Raw genomic sequence first — 17,583 nt, 5'->3', positions numbered from 1 at the left:
ATGAAGATCGCGGTCGTCGGCGCAACCGGGTTCGTTGGCTCGGCCTTCGAAACCTTCCTAGCAACGAAGGGACACGACGTGACGGGCGTCGGCCGCGCGAACTACGACGAGGCGAAGGGGAGCGGCTATGACCTGGTCATCAACGCTTCGAACAATTCGAAGAAGTACATTTCTGACCGCGAGCCGCTGACCGATTTCGACCTGTCGGTAACCCAGCAGATGCGGGTTTTGGCGGATTTCCCTACTCCGGTTCATGTGCTTTTGTCCTCGGTCGATGTGTACGCGGACCTCGATTCCTTTGATCTCACGAAAGAGGACGTTGCTGCCGATCCGGCTCGCACGTCGCACTATGGTTTTCACAAGTATCTGGCCGAGCAGTGCGTCCGGCACTATGCACCCAACTGGCTCATCGTCCGGCTGGCGGGGATGGTCGGGCCCGGTCTGAAGAAGAATCCGGTCTTCGACATCGTCAACAGTCAGCCACTTCGGATTCACCCGGACAGCGAGTACCAGTTTATGCACACCGCCGAGGTGGCGCGGATTGCTTGGACGCTCATCGAATCGGGTCAGCGACGCGAGGTCTTCAACCTATGCGGGGATGGCTTGATTTCTCCCCGGCAAATCGCTGCATTGGCGGGCTGTAAAATGAACCTGAGCGAGCTTCCGGCCAATGCCGCGCCGCGGAACGTTCGAATTTCCAACGCGAAAGTCGCCACTCTATCCACGCTTCCAACCTCGGAGGACGCGATAAAGCGGTATCTTAGCGAGATTCGGCCATGAAGGTTCTGATTCTGACCCCTTTCTATGCTCCCGAAGATTTCGGCGCGGGTGTGAGCATCACCGAAATGGCGACGACGCTGGCGGCGCGGGGCCACCAGGTGCAGGTTTTGACGCTGATGCCCAACTATCCGAAGGGCGAAGTGTTTGAGGGCTACCGCGGAAAGGAGTCGATGACCGAGGTGATGGACGGGGTTACCGTGGAGCGCCAGTTGGTCGTCCCCGCCGCCCGCGATGGAAGCTTGCTGAAGAAAGGAATGGCGGCTTTCAAGGTTCAGGGAGCTTTCCTCAAAGCTAAGCCGCGATTGGTGAAGCCGGACGTGATTTTGACCGTCTCGCCGCCACCATTTGCGGGCATCGCCGCGCAAAAGCTGGCCAAGGAATGGGGAGTTCCGTATGTGGTTCGGGTCTGCGACATCGCATCGCACGCTCTGGCCGCAGCGAAGGCTTCGAAGAATCCGCTTTCGATTTTGGTTCGCAACCTGGAGGCGAAGATGATTCGCGGGGCGGCGGCATTGAATGTCGTTTCGCCCTCGTTTGTGCCGGAACTGAAGGCGATCGGGGCGAAAGATGCGCCCATTGAAACGATTTACGACTGGGCAGACGGAAGCGCGATTCGACCGTTGCCCGGCACCGACACCTTTCGCGCGGTGTGGGACCTCGATGGAAAGTTTGTGCTGATGTACTCCGGCAGCCTCGGATATACGTCGGACCTGATTCCAGTGCTGGAGGCCATCGCGCGAATGGAATATAAGAATCGCTTGGCCCTGATGGTGCTGGGAGCGGGTCCGAAGCTCGCCGAGGTGAAACAGAAGGCGGCCGAGTTGGGCCTGGAGAACGTTCGGTTCCGGGATTTGGTGCCAAGGAGCGACTTGAATCGCTCGCTTTGCGCCGCGCACATGCACATCGCAACGTTGACTCCAGAAGGGGCGAAGTCCTCGACCCAAGGCAAGATGCGGACCATCACGGCCGCCGGGCGAGGCGTCATCGGCGTGATGCCCACCGACTGTGGCGAAGCCAAGGTCATCACTGAAGGCCAGTTTGGCGTGGTGATCGACAATAAGGACGTCGACGGGTTGGCTCGCCAACTCGACGATTTCTGTCTCGACCCCGAGTTGGCGGCGCGGCTGGGCATTCGGGCGCGCACGTTCTTTGAAGCGAATTTTGAGCTTCAGCACTGCGTCGGGCAGATCGAGAGCCAGCTTCAAAGCTTGGTCGGTTAAGGGTCCCGACGCCATTCTGTCCCGGAGAACGGGGGCAGGTATCCTTACCAGTAAGTGAAGAAGGTTTTGATTCCTGGGGGCGCAGGATACATCGGCTCCGTCCTCGTCGGTCGCTTGCTGAACGAAGGGCACCAAGTCACCGTCGTCGACAATCTCTACTACCAACAAAAGGGCCTGTTCGGCTACGCTTCCAACCCCAACTTCGACTTCGTTTTTGGCGATGCTCGCGACGAAGGGCTGATGAAGGCTCAGATCGGCAAGCACGATGTCATCATCAACCTCGCAGCGGTCGTCGGGATGACGGCTTGCAAGCGAGACCCGGAATACACGACAACCCTCAACTTTGGCGCGGCCAAGCTGATCGCCGACCTAGCGTCGAAGGATCAGATCGTTATCTACCCCTGCACCAACAGCGGCTACGGTACGCAGACAGGCGACCTCTATTGCGACGAAAACACTCCGCTAGAGCCGATTAGCCTTTATGGCGTGACCAAGGCCGATGGCGAAAAGGTGCTATTGGACAGCGGAAAGGCGATGTCTTTCCGACTAGCAACTGTCTTTGGTACTTCGCCTCGGATGCGAGTTGATTTGCTGGTCAACGACTTCACCTATAAGGCGGTCACCCAGGGCTTCATCGTCCTGTACGAAAAGCACTTCAAGCGCAACTACGTCAGCATCCAAGACGTGGCGTCTGCGATGATCTTCGCGATGAACAACTTCGACAAGATGCGCGGCGAGACCTACAACCTTGGTCTCAATGAAGCGAATCTGACGAAGGAGGAGTTGGCCCTGCAGATCAAGAAGCATGTTCCGAACTTCTATATCCACGAAGCGGAGGTTGGCACCGACCCAGACAAGCGCAACTATATCGTTTCGAACGACAAGCTGAAGGCGGCAGGGTTTGAAGCGCAGGTCTCGATCGACGAGGGCATCCGCCAACTCATCACGCTCTATAAGATGTTCGGACGCTCGGAGTACGGCAACGTCTAAATGGTCATCGCGCGCACTCCGATGCGGATTAGTTTTCTCGGGGGAGGTACCGACTATCCCGACTATTACCGCCGCAACGGAGGCATGACGCTCGCGACGAGCATCGACAAATACACCTTCATCACAGTCAAACACCTGCCGTGGTATTTCGACCACAAGATCAAGGTTCACTACTCCACTCTGGAGCGGTGCGACGACATCGACGACCTCAAGCACACGTCCGTGCGCGAATGCCTTCGCTACATGGACATGACGAAGGAGATCGAGATTCATTATGCCGGCGACCTGCCGGCGCGGACAGGGATGGGCTCTTCATCTTCGTTCACTGTTTGCCTGCTCCACGCTCTGCATGCATTGAAAGGCAAATTCGTGAGCAATGCCGAACTGGCGAGGTTGGCCGTCCACCTGGAGCAGAATGTGATGCGTGAGCGGGTCGGTTCCCAGGATCAATATTCAGCGGCCCTCGGTGGGTTGCGTCTTCTGAAGTTCAACCAAGACGACACCATCGAGCATCACCCGATCGTGATGGCACCCGGTCGTCTGGATGCCCTGCAAAGCCGCCTGATGCTGTTCTATACGGGCTTGACTCGTACAGCGCATGAGGTTTTGGACGAGCAGATGCAGAAGACGAAGGCGGGAGCGCTCGATTCCGACCTGCGAAAACTTGGAGAGCTCGTTCCCCAGGCCATCGACGTGCTGTGTTCGGACGCCTCACTCGACGGGTTTGGCGAGCTTCTCCATGAAGGTTGGGTGCTGAAGCGTGGGTTATCCAGCCAAATCGCCAACGACCAGATCGGCACGTGGTACGAAACCGCTCGACAGGCAGGCGCGGTTGGAGGAAAACTGCTCGGCGCGGGAGGCGGCGGATGCCTTCTGTTCTACGTTGCCCATGAAAAACAGGACGCAGTACGAAATGCACTGCCCGATCTTTGTGAAATTCCGTTCAAATTTGATCAAGTAGGTTCAACAATCGTCTATGCTGATCAAAACTGACCATGAACAATATCAACGATGCTATTGCTTTCGTACTGGTCGGAGGGTTTGGGACACGACTGCGGAGCGTCATCGGTGATGAGACGCCGAAACCGCTTGCGCTGATCGACGGGGAACCTTTCCTCAAACTCCTTTTGCACTGGCTGGAAAAGCAGGGCATTCGCCACGTGGTGCTCGGCACCGGCTACCTCGCCGAAAAGTTCGAGGAAGAGATTACTTCGTACGCTCCGACGGGCATGACAATCCAATTTTCCCGTGAGGAGAAACCGCTCGGAACCGGTGGTGCAATTCGCAACGCGGCGAACCTGCTTGGAAGCGATCCGTTTTTCGTGTTGAATGGCGACTCGATTGTGAACGCAAATCTATGTGGGCTGATGGCGTTTCACCATCAAAAGCAGGCTAAGGTGACCCTTTCGCTGGCACCCGTTCCCGACGCTTCGCGGTTCGGAACGGTTGTCAAAGACGAACTCGGGCGAATCGTTGCGTATAAGGAAAAGACGGGTGAGCCAATTCCGGGCGAGATCAACGCCGGCATCTACGTCGTCTCACAAGAGTTTCTGCGTGGACTGCCCGATCAGGAGGTTTTCTCCTTTGAGAAGGACGTTCTCTCCCATATCGACGAAAACCCGAGCTACGCCATGACCTTTAATTCCGAATTCATCGACATTGGTACGCCGGAGTCGTACTGCCAAGCCTCCGATTTCTTTAAGAGGTTTCTCTGAGTGCCGCGCCGGTTCATCCTCGCCGACCGTGACGGCACCCTTATCGTTGAAAAGAATTACCTGCACAACCCGAACGAGGTCGAATTGTTTCCTGGCACCGCTGCGGCGTTAGCCGAGGCCCGAAACCAAGGCTGGGGCATCGTTTGTGTCTCCAACCAGGCTGGAGTCGGACGCGGCTATTTCCCCGAAGACGACGTTTTGGCCGTGAACGCAAAGGTGGAAGAACTTTTGAACGCAGAAGCCGCTTCTATTGAAGCCTACTACTTTTGCCCCGACCACCCGGATACGCCTTCGACCCACCGCAAACCGGCGCCAGGAATGGCGCTCGATGCCGCGCGAGATTTCGACATCGACCTTTCGGCCAGCATTGTCATCGGCGACAAGCCGTGCGATATCGAACTGGGTCAAGCCGTCGGCGCGAAGACCGTCCTGGTGCGGACCGGCTACGGGCGGAAGCACGAGGCAGCGGGCGATTGTCAACCGGACTTCGTCATCGACAGCATCGCCAACCTATCTGCCATACTTAACCAGTTCCCCAGGTGAATTTTTAGATGCCGAGAGATTGGAATTCCTACGCCGCCGACCACCTCCGCGAGAGTATCCGAGTCAAAGAAGCAGTCATCGAGCGCTGTATCCCCGACCTGATGAAGGTCGCCCAAGTCACGACCGACTGCTTCGCTAACGGCAAAAAGGTTCTAATCTGTGGCAATGGCGGAAGTGCGGCCGATGCCCAACACCTGGCGGCCGAGTTCATTTCGACGCTTTCCACTAAGTTTCCGCGCAAGGCCCTGCCCGCCATCGCACTAACGACCGACTCCTCGACGATGACGGCGCGTGCCAACGACTACGGCTTCGACGAGGTCTTTTCTCGGCAGGTTGAGGCGTTCGGCACGCCGGGCGACATCCTCATATCGATCAGCACGAGCGGCGGTTCCAAAAACTGTCTGCGGGCGATGGAGGAAGCCAAACTTCACGGCATGATCAACGTGGCGTTAGTTGGCGGAACGGGCGGCAAGATGGCGGAAGTCGCCGACTACGCGATCGTGGTCCCCAGTGACCAGACCATGCACGTGCAGGAGTCGCACCTCGCGCTGTACCACATCTACTGCTATGTGGTCGAGCGCCAGCTCAACCCGGAGCAGGCAGAAGCCGAACTGCTCCAGTCCCGCTAACGCTTGGTCGGATCGACCAGTCTCTGAATTACGTCTAAATTCCAACCCGCTTCGCGGAGTCGATTGGCAACGGTTGCAATGTCGTACTGAGCAACGCGGAAGGTCCAAGAACCGGTTGTGGTGTCCAGCACCATGAACTGCGCTCCAGCGGGTCCCGAACGAGGGAACCCAGCCGACCCGCAGTTAACAATTACCCCGCTTGGGCCAGGGCAGACGAAAGCGTGATGACAATGCCCCACAACCAGGGTCGAATCGTCGGTCGGCATCGCGCGTTGAAGGTGATCGGAATCGGGATACAGATAAGTCTGCACATCCCACGGCGAGGCGTGAGTCAGGTTGATCTTTCGCCCATCTAGATCCAATGACAAGGATTTTGGGAGGGTCCGTAACCATTCCAGATTGCCCGGCTCTAGTTCCGACTTGGTCCAGCTCGCACGATAGATATCATCGCGCTCGGCTTTGTATTCAAGTTCGTCCAGGGCAAAAAGATCGTGATTTCCGATCACCGTCGGTGTGCCCGACTCTCGAATCCATTCGATGACTTCGTTTGGACGGTCGCCATATCCCACGAGATCTCCCGCACAGAACCTCGCCTCGCAGTCCGCCGAAGCCGAAACCATCGCATGGAGGGCTTCGATGTTGCCATGCACGTCGGAAAAGAACGCGACTTTCATGGCTTATTGAACCGGAGCAGGCCCTCCTTGACCTCGGATGGATAGAGGAATTCGTCGAACGCTCGGACTCCAAAGGTGCTGTACCGGATGGGTGGAACCTCGACAGGCCGCCCGGCGAGGATCGATTGGATGAGCAGATGGGGCTCGTTGAACCCGGCGAGGGCGCGGAACGGTGCGCTTCCGCTAAAGCGAGGGTTGATCTCGAAGAGCGACGGACCGTTGGGGGTTATTCGCCCTTGCACGTTGATAGAGCCTCGTGCTCCGATGGCTTTGGCGACATCGAGAGCGATCTGCTGAATTTCTGGATACTCTTCGATGTCCACCCGCCCGGTCGCTCCGCCGATAAGGTTGCGACGGGCGGCAAACGTGCCGATCAGATTGCCATCGAAGTCCATCAGGGCGCTGGCGGTGAACTCGTCGTCCATGTCTCCGATGAGCTGTTGGAGGACCATCGAGACTCCCTTGGCCTCCATGGAATGCCGTAATCGCAGGAATTGCTCTTCGCTTCGAATCGTGTAAACATCGCGGGAGCCACCGCCTGATCGCGGCTTATAAATGGACGGGAGGCCAACTTTGCCCAGGCTCGCGGGGACGATTTCGAGGGTTGTGAATGGAGTGCGAATACCTGCTTTGGAGAGGAATTCGTAAGTTCGATACTTGTCATCGCCGATCTCGACCACCTCGGGGGGGTTGGCCAGGAGGTAGCAATCACGCTTGCGAAACTCTTCGTGATGCTTTGACAGCACTACGAGCTCCGGTTCTGAGCCAGGAATAAGGAACTGGATTTTGCCGTGCTCAACGGCTCGGAGGACACAGGTGAGATAGCCTTCGTCGTAGGCCTTCGGTAACAAGACGCCGCAGTGATTTTCGTAGAGGGCGGCGGCGTACTCGTTCATATTCGCCGCCCAGATTTCGTAAAGGTCTGGGTGGTGGCGGAGGCACCGAACAAGGCCAGCGCCGACTCCCAAGGGCCCTGTGCCAGTGACCATGACTCTGGTTCGGCTCACGAGTTTGACTCCTCGCTGAACCTCTTCAGACCAGTGCAGAGGTCCATTGGGGTGTAGGCAAATAAGGCCTTCAGGTCAGACACATCAAGGACGAATCGGTCCGAGTCCGATCCATCGTCCGGTTCAAAAACGATCGGCGTCGAGTTGCCGAACGTATCGTTGACCGCCTTAGCGAGGTTGAGCATGCTTGTCTCGATGCCGCTCCCCAAGTTAATAGGTCCAGGCGACTTTGCGTCGGTCAGCAGACATTGAACGTGAGCCCACGAAGCGTCCCAAACGGAAATGAAGTCTTGCGATCTCGATCCGGTTCCGCGAACGGCTAGCGGTTCACCTTTTCGGGCCCGGTCGATGAAAATCGGTAGGACAGATCGGGGCGGCATCGTCGGTCCATATGGCGAAGACAGCCGCAAAATCCACGGATTCAGTTTTGGGGCTACGTCATCGGCGGTCAAGAGTTGTTCGCCCAAAAGCTTGGAGGTCCAGTACGGTCTGGCCGGACGAATTTCATCGTTCACATTGACCGGCAGATTCTCGGCTGGGCGGCGGTAGAGCCCGGCTGAGGATGTATAGACGAACCTTGATATCCCTTGGCCTAGGGCAAAATCGACGAGCCGACGAAGGCCAAGGACATTCACATCGAGGCACGTCTGCCAGGCTTCGGCGGACGATCGCATGTCTAACGAACCGCCGATGGCGGCGATCCCATCGATCCCTCCCACCGACGCCTTCCAATCGATCGTGGCCAGATCACCCAGCACCCACTCATCGGCGGGAGAGGTATCTGGACAAGTCCGGGACATGGCCACCACGCGATGGCCAAGCGCTTTGAGGTCGCGAACCACCTGGCCACCGACAAGGCCCGAGGCACCGGTCACTAGGAAGGTCATGCACGCTCCGACGGAGTGTAGACCCCACTCCGCTTGAAAACCATGCCGAGGGTCATGAAAATAATCTTTAGGTCGAGCCCGAAGGAACGGATTTCGACGTACTCAATGTCGTAGTCGCGACGCTTTTCCCAAGGAATGTCGTTGCGGCCGTGGACGATGGCCCAGCCAGTGATGCCAGGCATGGCGTCGAAGCGCTTTAGGTCCTGCGGCCGGTAGAGATCGACCACGTTGAGAGGATCGGGGCGCGGACCGACAAAGCTCATGTCACCACGGAGGACATTGAAAAACTGGGGCAGTTCGTCGAGGCTTAGCTGGCGCAAGAGACGCCCAACTTTTGTAACTCGGGGGTCGTCTTTCGTGCTCAGAGTCGACCCGTCTGGATTGCGAAGATCGGGCGCGTTGCAAATCATCGTGCGGAACTTGAGTTGGGTGAAAGGAACCTGAAAACGGCCATTCCTTTTGGCCCGATACAACACGGGACCCGGCGACGACAGCTTCACCGCGAGCGCTACTACTAGCATGGGAATAGCGAAGATGACGATTCCCACCAGCGCGAAGATACAGTCGAAAATCCTTTTCGAAATATCGTAGAAAGTGACTCTGTGGGAAGCCATGTCGAGAGGAATCGCGCCTCTTGCGCGACCATCCCCATGATACTCCAAGCCCTCGGGCACCCTGACGGACTGGGACCAAGCACAAGCCGGTGGTAGAATTCAATCGGGCTTCCGCGGCTCTCCCGGTTTGAAAATGATTCAAGAAAGCTTCGTTGCACCTTCGAAATTCATTCCCTTTTCGCCCCCGCTCATCGAAGAAGACGACATTGCTGAAGTCGTCGATACGCTGAAGTCCGACTGGATCACCACCGGCCCCAAAACTCGCGAATTTGAGCGACGATTTCGGGAAGAATTCGGATGCCCGGCCGCCTTGGCGGTCAGTTCCTGCACAGCGGCTCTCCACCTTGCACTCGTCGTCAGCGGTGTTGGTCCGGGCGACGAAGTGATTACTGTCTCACATACGTTTTGCTCAACGGTAAACGTGATCGAGCATACGGGTGCGACGCCGATTTTGGTCGATGTCGAGCCGGACACGCTCAACATGGACCCCGAGAAGCTTCGCGCCGCGATCACCCCCAAGACCAAGGCGATTATTCCGGTTCATTACGCGGGTCACCCCGCCGACATGGACGCCATTAATGCCATCGCCCGCGAACATGGCTTGGTCGTGATCGAGGATGCGGCACACCCAATTTCGGGAACCTATAAGGGCCGTTACATTGGGAGCAGTGAGAACCTCACCGCCTTCAGTTTTTACGCCACCAAGAACCTGACGACCGCCGAGGGCGGCATGCTGACGGGCACGCCGGAATTCATCGAAAAAGCGCGCATCGCCCACCTGCACGGCATGACCAAGGACGCCCTCAAGCGCTACGAGAAGGGCGGTTCGTGGAAGTACGAAGTCGTCATGCCTGGATTCAAGTACAACATGACGGACTTGCAAGCTTCGCTTGGCCTGCGGCAGCTCGACAAGCTGGCTCGGTTCCAAAAGCGACGCCGCGAGATTGTAGATCGATACAACCGCGCATTCCACAGCTTGTCGCAGGTCGAAATTCCGACCGAGCGGACCGATGTCACCTCATCTTGGCACCTGTACGTGCTTCGGCTGAATCTCGATAAGCTGTCCATCGACCGAGACCAGTTCATCGAAGAACTGAAGGCGCGCAACATCGGCACGTCGGTGCACTACATTTCAGTGCATTTGCACCCCTATTACCGCGACAAATATGGATTCAAACCCGAGGACCTGCCGGTCACGCAGGCCAATTTCGAGCGGATCATCAGTCTGCCGCTAAGCGCAAAGATTTCCGACGCCGAGGTCGATTTCGTCATCTCCGCCATCCAGGATATCCTTGCCCGATATAGCCACTAGGCCGACCTATGAAAACCGTTGCCGTCATCGTTGGAACGCGCCCGGACTGCATCAAATCGATGCCGGTCGTCCAGGCTCTACGCCGCTCAAATCAACTGAAGACGGTTCTCATCTCGACGGGTCAACACCGCGAGATGCTCGACCAGGTTTTTCAGACCTTCGGAATCTCGCCTGACATTGACCTAGGGCTCATGAAGCATGGCCAAAGCCTGGCCGAAATGACTTCGCGAATGATCACGGCGCTGGACGGCGCTTTCGAGCAAACCAAGCCTGATTTTGTCGTTGCTCAAGGCGACACGACCACTACATTTGTGGCTAGCCTGGTCGCGTTCTATCGCAAGATTGCGTTTGGGCACGTGGAAGCCGGCCTCCGTACCTACGATATTTACAACCCCTTTCCAGAAGAATTCAACCGTCAGGCCACGCGGCTAGTGGCCACCCAGCACTACGCGCCAACGGAGCTTTCGGCCAGCAATCTGCGGAAGGAGGGCGTCTCTGAAAGCAGCATTTTCGTCACCGGAAACACGGGAATCGATGCGGTACTTCAGGTCGCCAAGCTGGTTCCCCAGACTTGGTATCCCGACTTCGATGGTCGCTTGATCTTGATGACCATGCATCGCCGCGAGAATTGGGGCGAGCCAATGGCTGGGGTCGCCAAGGCCGCTCGACAGTTGATCGACGAGCATGAAGATGCCCGATTGGTCGTAGCCATGCACCGGAATCCAGACGTCCGCAAGACGCTTTCCGAAGCCCTTGAAGGGCACTCGCGCATCGACCTGATCGAACCGCCGCAATACGAGCAATTTGTGAAGCTGATGGAGCGGTCGTTCTTCATCCTAACCGATTCGGGCGGGGTGCAGGAAGAAGCGCCAAGCTTTGGCAAACCTCTTCTGGTTCTGAGGGACACGACCGAGCGACCGGAAGGGGTCGACGCAGGTTGTGCTCGGCTCATCGGAGCATCCCCGGCCAATGTGCTCGAATTTGGACGCCAACTCTTCGATGATAAGGCGTTTTATGATTCGATGGCAAAAGCCGCGAATCCCTATGGGGATGGAAAGGCGTCCGAGGTTATCGCCCGCGCCATCGAAAACTACCTTTGATGCAAAGGTCCCAGTAATTTTGAACCGGCGAGATGGCGGTCGGCAGAAAAGCCCCATCCTGGTAAAATTACGTTTCAGAGCAATTCTGGGTTTGCTTGGTTTAGGACTAAACATGAAGTTGAATAAGGAAGCTCTCCTGCGTATGATCGCAGATGCAGTCATGTTGAACTGCGCAGCGTTGCTCGGTTTGCTCATTAGCTATGGCGCTCAGAAGACTTCGGGCTATCGGCCCGAGCCGTTTGGGACGTTCGTGCTCATGAATCTGGCGTCGATCGTTCTGCTCAACATTATCAGTCTTCCGACGTTTTATCTTTTTGGCTTCTACACCCGAAGCCGAGCCTATCAAGGACGCTATAAGGCACTGGTCGTTTGCCAAGCCGTGGGCGTTTCATACCTCGCTTTTACCGCGTGCTGTTTCCTGTTCCAGTCGGCCTTTCCTTTCCCCCGTGTCGGTTTACTCATCGGTGCCGGTTTGACGGCCCTGTTTTTGGCCGGGGCCAGAATCTGGATGGCGGCTTGGCGAGGCTTTAGTCAGGTGGAGCCATCGTTCCGTGGCACTCACTTCGACATCGTCCACAAGCCAAAAAACGTCGTAGTGATCGGCGGCGCCGGTTATATCGGATCGGGTCTGCTCGCCAAGCTCCTCGACCGAGGCTACCGAGTTCGGTTGGTTGACAGCTTCATGTTCGGCGAAGAGCCGATTGCTCACTTGCTCGGCCATCGCAATCTCGAAGTCGTCCGGGCCGACTTCCGCCAGATCGACAAAATCGTCGAAGCCATGTATGGCATGGATGCGGTGATTCATATTGGCGCCATCGTCGGCGACCCGGCTTGCGCGCTCGACGAGGACTTCACAATCGAGGTCAACCTGATGGCAACCCGTATGATCGCGGAATGCGCCAAGGGGTTTGGCATCCAGAAATTCATTTTTGCCAGCACCTGCTCGGTGTATGGCGCAAGCGACGAAGTGCTGAACGAGAAGTCGGCCTTGAACCCGGTGTCGCTCTACGCCCGAAGCAAGATCGCGTGCGAAAAGATTCTGCTTCAGATGGCCGACGATCGATTCCGGCCAACCATTCTTCGATTTGGTACCGTTTATGGCCTTAGTGGGCGCACGCGGTTCGACCTTGTCGTGAACCTGCTTACGGCCAAAGCGATCGTTGATGGCAAGATCACGGTGTTCGGTGACGACCAGTGGCGGCCGTTCGTTCATGTCGATGACGCCTCACTCGCCATTGCGCTGGCCCTCGACTCGACACTCGATGTCGTCGGCGGAGAAGTTTTCAATGTGGGCAGTGATTCAGGCAATATGACGCTAGGCGACGTTGGTCGCATGATTCAGCGCATGGTGCCCACCGCGGAACTGCTGATATCCAATTCAGACGGCGACCGCCGGAACTACCGCGTCGACTTTTCCAAGATTCGAAATCGCCTGGGCTATAAGCCGGAATGGACGGTGCAGATGGGCATCCGCCAGGTCATCGAGGCCTTCGAGAAAGGCAAGGTCACCGACTACACCGCCACCCAGTACAGCAATGTGAAGTTCCTCAGCGAGGAAGCTTTGCACCACGGCCTCCAGACGGATTCACGCCGGATGCGGGCTCTTGTCGAGGAATCCTACGAGCAGGCGGTCGTCCACCACCGCTAATGCCGTTCACGGTCGGGATCATCGGAGGTGGAATCGTTGGGCTTTCGGTAGCCTACAAACTGTCGCTGAAGTTTCCCGATTGTTGCGTCATTATTCTTGAAAAGGAATCTCGCCTGGCCGAGCATCAAACAGGTCGTAACTCGGGTGTCATCCATTCGGGGATTTACTACAAGCCGGGATCGATCAAGGCCATGACCTGTCGCGAAGGAAAGCGACAGCTCGAAGCCTTCTGCGAGGAACACGAGGTTAAATTTGAGCGCTGCGGCAAGGTCATCGTCGCAACCGATCAGACCGAAATTCCCGCGTTGGAGAAAATTCTCGACCGGGGAACCCAGAACGGCGTCCAATGCCGCCGCATCGCCGTCGAAGAATTAAAGGAGTTAGAGCCGCATGTAAACGGCGTTGACGCGCTCCATGTACCGGAAACCGGCATCGTGGACTATCTTGGCTTCTGTGAAGCCTTACGGTGCCAACTTGTGGAGCGAGGCAACATCGTGTCGCTGAACTTCGAGGTGAGCCACATTGAGACGCGACACGGCCAGATTCTTGTTGGCGCCACCGACAACGAGCAGCCGGTCGACTTTCTGATCAACTGCGCAGGTCTCTATTCGGACCAGATCGCGATCCTCGCCGGGCATCGACCCAAGGTGCAAATCGTTCCCTTCCGCGGTGAGTATTTCGAGTTGACTCCAGAAGCAGAGCCCCTGTGTCGGAACCTGATCTACCCGGTCCCCGACCCCAATTTCCCCTTCCTGGGTGTCCACTTCACCCGCATGGTTTTGGGTGGCGTCGAGTGCGGACCCAACGCAGTGCTTGCCTTTGCTCGCGAGGGATATTCGAACGGCGAAATCAATGTTCGAGAACTGTTCGAATCGATCACTTATCCGGGTCTGCTGAAGCTGATGGCCAAGCATTGGCGCATGGGCCTCGGTGAGATGCACCGGTCCTTCAGCAAGCCCGCCTTTGTTCGGGCTCTACAAAAGCTGGTGCCCGAAATTCGAGAGGAGCACCTGCATGCGGCCCCGGCCGGCGTTCGCGCTCAGGCGATTTCGCGTGACGGTCGCCCGGTGGACGACTTCGTCTTTGAGGAAGACGCCCAGGCAATTCACGTCATCAATGCGGTTTCTCCGGCCGCGACAGCGAGCTTGGCCATTGCCGACGAAATCGTCGGCCTGTTTGAAAAACGAAACCTAGCGATCGCTTAGGTGGAGGATGCGCCGAATTTGATCGGCTTTCGGCTCGCCATCAGTGATGACGTGGGCCGTCCATCCGGCGGTTTGGGCCGCTTCGACGTTCACAGCGCTGTCATCGAGGAATACGATGTCGGCGGGGCTCCAGTCCAGATAGTCGCAGAACGCGGCGAAAATCTTGGGGTCTGGCTTGAAATAGCCCAAATGGAAGCTAGCGATGGGATATTTGATCCTTTCGATAGCGGGGTACTTTCCAGACTTCGTGAACCACTCCCAGTGAATCGGATTGTTGTTGCTGAGCGTGGCAGTATGAACCCCCGATGCGTTGAGCTGATCGACGATGGCGGCTACGCCTGGATACTCGGCTCCGATGATGCTCCGGTGGAGATGGCGAGCGGCGTCGATGCCTTCCAATCCGAATGCCTTGGAGACGGCTTCCAGATAGCGCCCCTCCGATATCTGGCCGCCCTCATAAGGAAGGTACTCGGGCAGGTCGTAAAGCTTTTTGCTGACGAGAGGGCTGGACTGATACGCAAGTCCACTGGCGGCCAAGGCGTCCATCCACTCCATGTGGGCGGTAGCCAGTACCTTTCCGATATCAAAAACTACCTTCATGGAGAGGGAATTTTGGTCGGGGCGACACGATTCGAACGTGCGACCTTTTCCACCCCATGGAAACGCGCTACCAAACTGCGCCACGCCCCGACAAGAATAAGAATGATACCCAAGGTCGGAGGCTTACTCCGACCTTGGAAGCGAAATTAGCCCTTGGCGGGCGGTGAAAGGACCGGGGTTCGGCCCGTCGTGTTGAAGTACTTGAACACGAGATTTGAGTCCGGCATCGAGCGACCTTCGAGGTTGCGAGGATCGAGATCTTGAGCCTTCTTCAGAGCGGCGCGGGCGTCCATTCGCTTGTAGCTAAGAGCCGCCGCGTAGGTGTACCAAGCCGCCGCGTAGTCCGGAGCCGCCTTAGTGGCCGCTTCGGCGTATCGGAGGGCTTCGTCGCCCTTCTTCTGGAAGAGGGCGCTGATGGCCACACCGGAGAGCGCCTGGGCGCTGTTGCCGCGGCACTGGAGAGCCAGATCGTACATGACACGAGCGTATTCGAGTTGGAAGTCTTGATCTCGCGAGCTGACACCGGTCATGAGCGAGAGCGAAATTGCTTCGTTACCTTGCTCGATGTACATGTCGTGGTCGGCAGCGTCGGCGGCCAGAGCCTTTTCGAAGTACTGGCGACCCTTTTCGATATTCTTCAGGTGGTTGCTGAGCGCAGCCGCGAAGTAGTAGGTTTCGGGTCGGCTGTCGTTCTCGCGAATCAGCGAAGAGGCCGCATCGGACAAGGCTCGCGGGTTATCGCGCTTGAGAGCGATGAACGCCTGCGCGGTTTTGAGTCCCAGACTGTCTGGAGTGTTCAGCAGCGCTTCTTTGATTCGGTCGTCGGCACCAGAGTCGTTGCCTCGTGCGGTTTCGACAATCGCGCTGAGGGCAAAACCATAAGCGTCGAATTCGCCGAACTTTTTGACGCTGCGAAGCAGGTCGTCGGCTTTCGAAATCTGATTCGTCATCAGGTAGGCAAAAGCCAGTCGATCGTTCAGGTCGTTGTTCTTGAAGTCGCCGCGCAGGACCGGTTCCAAAGCCTCGATAACCAAGGAATACCGGCGCGCACGGATGGCGGCATCGAGGTATTCAAGCGAGGTTTTGTCAGCCTTACTGTTGTCGACGATCTCGTTGAGGAGCGTCGTTCGGAGCGTCACAGCTTCACTGAGGCCATTCTTGATCGACTCTAAGACATCCTTTCGGTCATCGGCCGAGCGAGAAACCGCATTGAAAGCCTGCTTGACCTTGATCGAGATAATGACTTCTTTGGCCTCTCGATTGTTCTTATCGAGATCGAGAGCATCCTCGGCGAACTTCTGCGCCTTATCGAGAACGCCCTTGGCAAAGTTGGCGTGAGCCAGCAAAAGTCGAGCGCCAAGCGAATCCTTATCCGCCTTCTGGGCGATTCGACCTTCGCGGATGGCCTCGTCGTATTGACCGTTACTGAAGAATTCGTTGCCTTTCTTAATATGAGCTTCAGCACCAAGCGAAACCCCGTTGTCCACCTTCAGGGTCAGCACCTTTTCGGTGTTCTGGCCCTCGGTCGTAAACGCCTTAAATCGAATCTTGATTGGGCCGTCTTCTTCGGCCAACGTATCAAGTTTGAACTCGTAGGGCGTACTACCGTCGCTTTCGCGGAGGTCGTCGCCGACGTAGAATTCGACGGCTTGAATTGGGTGTTCGGTCTGAACAATCGCTCGAAATTGGACTTCGCCAGTCAGAGATTCGCCATTCTTTACCAGAACTCGGCCGCTCGGGTTGACCCGATACACGTCGATGCTAAGATTGTTCTGGTGGGCTGGTCCGTGCAAAGCCACCAATGCAGTGAAAAGAGATAGTGCGTTCATAGGCGCATCCGTTACCGCTTAGTATGACGGATTTAGCCTCATTCCGTTTCGAATTCGGCAATATACAACAGAATTCTAGTAATAAGGTTCAACTTCGGAAAGGGTTCTCTATATTCAAATCGTTGAGAATTCGGTGCCGATTCCAGTGGATGACCACTCGCGGAAAATAGCCGACGAAGTTGAAGATATCGCGGTAGAGATCGACCACCGATGCCCAACTCTCGTTCCGCTTTCGCCGCGACAGCATGGCGGCCAGGTCGTACACCAAATAGAACAACCCAAAGGCATTCCACAACAGCGCCTCAGTGCTTCGCTGACTCGACATCCCTTCCTCCACCATCACGCCTGCGATGAATACGCTCGAAGCAATGATCGATAAGGCGTATCCCCCGACAAAGCTGAAGTCACGCCCGCAGATGGCGGCGTAAATGCCGAAGCAAGCGATCCCTGCAAGGATGGACCACGCGGGAAAGGCGGCGGCAGTCCAAGCACGCGACGTGACAGCCACAGCCACCACCACGATAGGCAGACACCACGTCGTCAACTTCGGTTCCAGGTTGGTGCCCCGCAGGACCGTCCGAATTCCACTGACCAGGAGCAAGACGATCAGCATGAAGCCCGTGATCGGCCAAACCGGAAGATTCCGCGGCACTAAGAGGCCCACGCCGACGATCATTGCTACTGAGCCGATGAATTTGTAAAGAACATGACGGATATATTGAACCCGCCGGGCGTACGGCTCCTTGGTGAGGTTGCCGGGAATCTCTTCCGGTTCGGGAACATAGTTTGGAACGTACACGCCAACTGCCTTGCCGCCGCTTGGATACACT

At 56.9% G+C, this 17,583-nt stretch carries 18 protein-coding genes and 1 tRNA gene; 11 read left to right on the top strand and 8 right to left on the bottom strand.

The genetic code is table 11. The features are described from left to right. The 7 genes from GC165_17900 to GC165_17870 are packed head-to-tail and all read left to right on the top strand — an operon-like array spanning position 1 to position 5,877. A complete protein-coding gene (locus GC165_17900) occupies positions 1 to 780 on the top strand; it encodes an NAD-dependent epimerase/dehydratase family protein (GenBank protein ID MBI1334744.1) in 780 nt (259 codons plus the stop codon). Beyond that, positions 777 to 2,000 (top strand): glycosyltransferase, encoded by a 1,224-nt coding sequence (locus GC165_17895; protein ID MBI1334743.1) that lies wholly within the window; start codon positions 777 to 779, stop codon positions 1,998 to 2,000. The genes GC165_17900 and GC165_17895 overlap by 4 nt, the downstream gene beginning before the upstream one ends. Positions 2,001 to 2,054: 54 nt before the next feature. Next, positions 2,055 to 2,990, top strand: coding sequence for an NAD-dependent epimerase/dehydratase family protein (locus GC165_17890; GenBank protein MBI1334742.1), 936 nt, complete (start codon positions 2,055 to 2,057; stop codon positions 2,988 to 2,990). After that, on the top strand, positions 2,991 to 3,983 hold the full coding sequence (locus GC165_17885) for a kinase (protein ID MBI1334741.1): 993 nt from the start codon (positions 2,991 to 2,993) through the stop codon (positions 3,981 to 3,983). It abuts the gene before it with no gap. Positions 3,984 to 3,985: 2 nt separating this feature from the next. Continuing rightward, positions 3,986 to 4,705, top strand: coding sequence for an NTP transferase domain-containing protein (locus tag GC165_17880; protein ID MBI1334740.1), 720 nt, complete (start codon positions 3,986 to 3,988; stop codon positions 4,703 to 4,705). Continuing rightward, entirely contained in the window at positions 4,706 to 5,248 is a 543-nt protein-coding gene (locus GC165_17875; GenBank protein ID MBI1334739.1) for an HAD-IIIA family hydrolase, read from the top strand. It begins immediately after the preceding gene. An 8-nt stretch (positions 5,249 to 5,256) separates the two neighbouring features. After that, positions 5,257 to 5,877 carry an SIS domain-containing protein gene (locus tag GC165_17870; protein ID MBI1334738.1) on the top strand — a complete coding sequence of 207 codons (621 nt, stop codon included), beginning with the start codon at positions 5,257 to 5,259 and terminating at the stop codon, positions 5,875 to 5,877. On the opposite strand, the gene GC165_17865 is transcribed toward GC165_17870, so the two are convergent. Genes GC165_17865 through GC165_17850 form a run of 4 tightly spaced genes read right to left on the bottom strand, consistent with a single transcriptional unit; the run spans position 5,874 to position 9,059 of the window. Then, the gene (locus tag GC165_17865) at positions 5,874 to 6,551 is read right to left on the bottom strand and encodes a hypothetical protein (GenBank protein MBI1334737.1); all 678 of its coding nucleotides are present in this window, start codon (positions 6,549 to 6,551) and stop codon (positions 5,874 to 5,876) included. The genes GC165_17870 and GC165_17865 overlap by 4 nt on opposite strands. Continuing rightward, positions 6,548 to 7,558, bottom strand: a complete 1,011-nt coding sequence (locus tag GC165_17860; protein MBI1334736.1) for an ATP-grasp domain-containing protein — start codon at positions 7,556 to 7,558, stop codon at positions 6,548 to 6,550. The genes GC165_17865 and GC165_17860 overlap by 4 nt, the downstream gene beginning before the upstream one ends. Further along, positions 7,555 to 8,445, bottom strand: coding sequence for an NAD-dependent epimerase/dehydratase family protein (locus GC165_17855; GenBank protein MBI1334735.1), 891 nt, complete (start codon positions 8,443 to 8,445; stop codon positions 7,555 to 7,557). Before GC165_17855 ends, GC165_17860 begins: the two co-directional genes overlap by 4 nt. Next, on the bottom strand, positions 8,442 to 9,059 hold the full coding sequence (locus tag GC165_17850; GenBank protein MBI1334734.1) for a hypothetical protein: 618 nt from the start codon (positions 9,057 to 9,059) through the stop codon (positions 8,442 to 8,444). Before GC165_17850 ends, GC165_17855 begins: the two co-directional genes overlap by 4 nt. A 133-nt stretch (positions 9,060 to 9,192) precedes the next feature. On the opposite strand from GC165_17850, the gene GC165_17845 reads away from it, so the two are divergent. The 4 genes from GC165_17845 to lhgO all read left to right on the top strand — a co-directional run bounded on the left by GC165_17845 (position 9,193) and on the right by lhgO (position 14,324). Continuing rightward, entirely contained in the window at positions 9,193 to 10,371 is a 1,179-nt protein-coding gene (locus GC165_17845) for an aminotransferase class I/II-fold pyridoxal phosphate-dependent enzyme (protein ID MBI1334733.1), read from the top strand. An 8-nt stretch (positions 10,372 to 10,379) separates the two neighbouring features. Further along, a complete protein-coding gene (locus GC165_17840) occupies positions 10,380 to 11,471 on the top strand; it encodes a UDP-N-acetylglucosamine 2-epimerase (non-hydrolyzing) (GenBank protein MBI1334732.1) in 1,092 nt (363 codons plus the stop codon). A gap of 142 nt (positions 11,472 to 11,613) precedes the next feature. Then, positions 11,614 to 13,119, top strand: coding sequence for an NAD-dependent epimerase/dehydratase family protein (locus GC165_17835; GenBank protein ID MBI1334731.1), 1,506 nt, complete (start codon positions 11,614 to 11,616; stop codon positions 13,117 to 13,119). Beyond that, on the top strand, positions 13,119 to 14,324 hold the full coding sequence (gene lhgO / locus GC165_17830) for an L-2-hydroxyglutarate oxidase (GenBank protein MBI1334730.1): 1,206 nt from the start codon (positions 13,119 to 13,121) through the stop codon (positions 14,322 to 14,324). The genes GC165_17835 and lhgO overlap by 1 nt, the downstream gene beginning before the upstream one ends. Here the strand turns inward: lhgO and GC165_17825 are convergent. The 4 genes from GC165_17825 to GC165_17810 form a co-directional block, all read right to left on the bottom strand. After that, on the bottom strand, positions 14,310 to 14,924 hold the full coding sequence (locus GC165_17825; protein MBI1334729.1) for an HAD-IA family hydrolase: 615 nt from the start codon (positions 14,922 to 14,924) through the stop codon (positions 14,310 to 14,312). The two genes, lhgO and GC165_17825, sit on opposite strands and share 15 nt — an antisense overlap. Before the next feature lie 13 nt (positions 14,925 to 14,937). After that, positions 14,938 to 15,014, bottom strand: a tRNA-Pro gene (locus GC165_17820). A gap of 56 nt (positions 15,015 to 15,070) precedes the next feature. Continuing rightward, positions 15,071 to 16,753 (bottom strand): hypothetical protein, encoded by a 1,683-nt coding sequence (locus GC165_17815; protein ID MBI1334728.1) that lies wholly within the window; start codon positions 16,751 to 16,753, stop codon positions 15,071 to 15,073. 88 nt (positions 16,754 to 16,841) lie between these two features. After that, positions 16,842 to 17,582 (bottom strand): hypothetical protein, encoded by a 741-nt coding sequence (locus GC165_17810; GenBank protein MBI1334727.1) that lies wholly within the window; start codon positions 17,580 to 17,582, stop codon positions 16,842 to 16,844. Between the last annotated feature and the right edge of the window lies 1 nt (position 17,583).

The sequence above is a fragment of the Armatimonadota bacterium genome (assembly GCA_016125185.1).
Taxonomy (GTDB): Bacteria; Armatimonadota; Fimbriimonadia; order Fimbriimonadales; family Fimbriimonadaceae; genus Fimbriimonas.
This window is presented reverse-complemented; position numbering and strand designations above follow the sequence as displayed.

Coding starts and splice junctions, on each gene's coding strand:
- GC165_17865 (MBI1334737.1), bottom strand. CDS start 6,551: ATGAAAGTCGCGTTCTTTTCCGACGTGCATGGCAACATCGAAGCCCTC.
- GC165_17850 (MBI1334734.1), bottom strand. CDS start 9,059: ATGGCTTCCCACAGAGTCACTTTCTACGATATTTCGAAAAGGATTTTC.
- GC165_17835 (MBI1334731.1), top strand. CDS start 11,614: ATGATCGCAGATGCAGTCATGTTGAACTGCGCAGCGTTGCTCGGTTTG.
- lhgO (MBI1334730.1), top strand. CDS start 13,119: ATGCCGTTCACGGTCGGGATCATCGGAGGTGGAATCGTTGGGCTTTCG.
- GC165_17840 (MBI1334732.1), top strand. CDS start 10,380: ATGAAAACCGTTGCCGTCATCGTTGGAACGCGCCCGGACTGCATCAAA.
- GC165_17855 (MBI1334735.1), bottom strand. CDS start 8,445: ATGACCTTCCTAGTGACCGGTGCCTCGGGCCTTGTCGGTGGCCAGGTG.
- GC165_17815 (MBI1334728.1), bottom strand. CDS start 16,753: ATGAACGCACTATCTCTTTTCACTGCATTGGTGGCTTTGCACGGACCA.
- GC165_17825 (MBI1334729.1), bottom strand. CDS start 14,924: ATGAAGGTAGTTTTTGATATCGGAAAGGTACTGGCTACCGCCCACATG.
- GC165_17895 (MBI1334743.1), top strand. CDS start 777: ATGAAGGTTCTGATTCTGACCCCTTTCTATGCTCCCGAAGATTTCGGC.
- GC165_17900 (MBI1334744.1), top strand. CDS start 1: ATGAAGATCGCGGTCGTCGGCGCAACCGGGTTCGTTGGCTCGGCCTTC.
- GC165_17885 (MBI1334741.1), top strand. CDS start 2,991: ATGGTCATCGCGCGCACTCCGATGCGGATTAGTTTTCTCGGGGGAGGT.
- GC165_17845 (MBI1334733.1), top strand. CDS start 9,193: ATGATTCAAGAAAGCTTCGTTGCACCTTCGAAATTCATTCCCTTTTCG.
- GC165_17880 (MBI1334740.1), top strand. CDS start 3,986: ATGAACAATATCAACGATGCTATTGCTTTCGTACTGGTCGGAGGGTTT.
- GC165_17870 (MBI1334738.1), top strand. CDS start 5,257: ATGCCGAGAGATTGGAATTCCTACGCCGCCGACCACCTCCGCGAGAGT.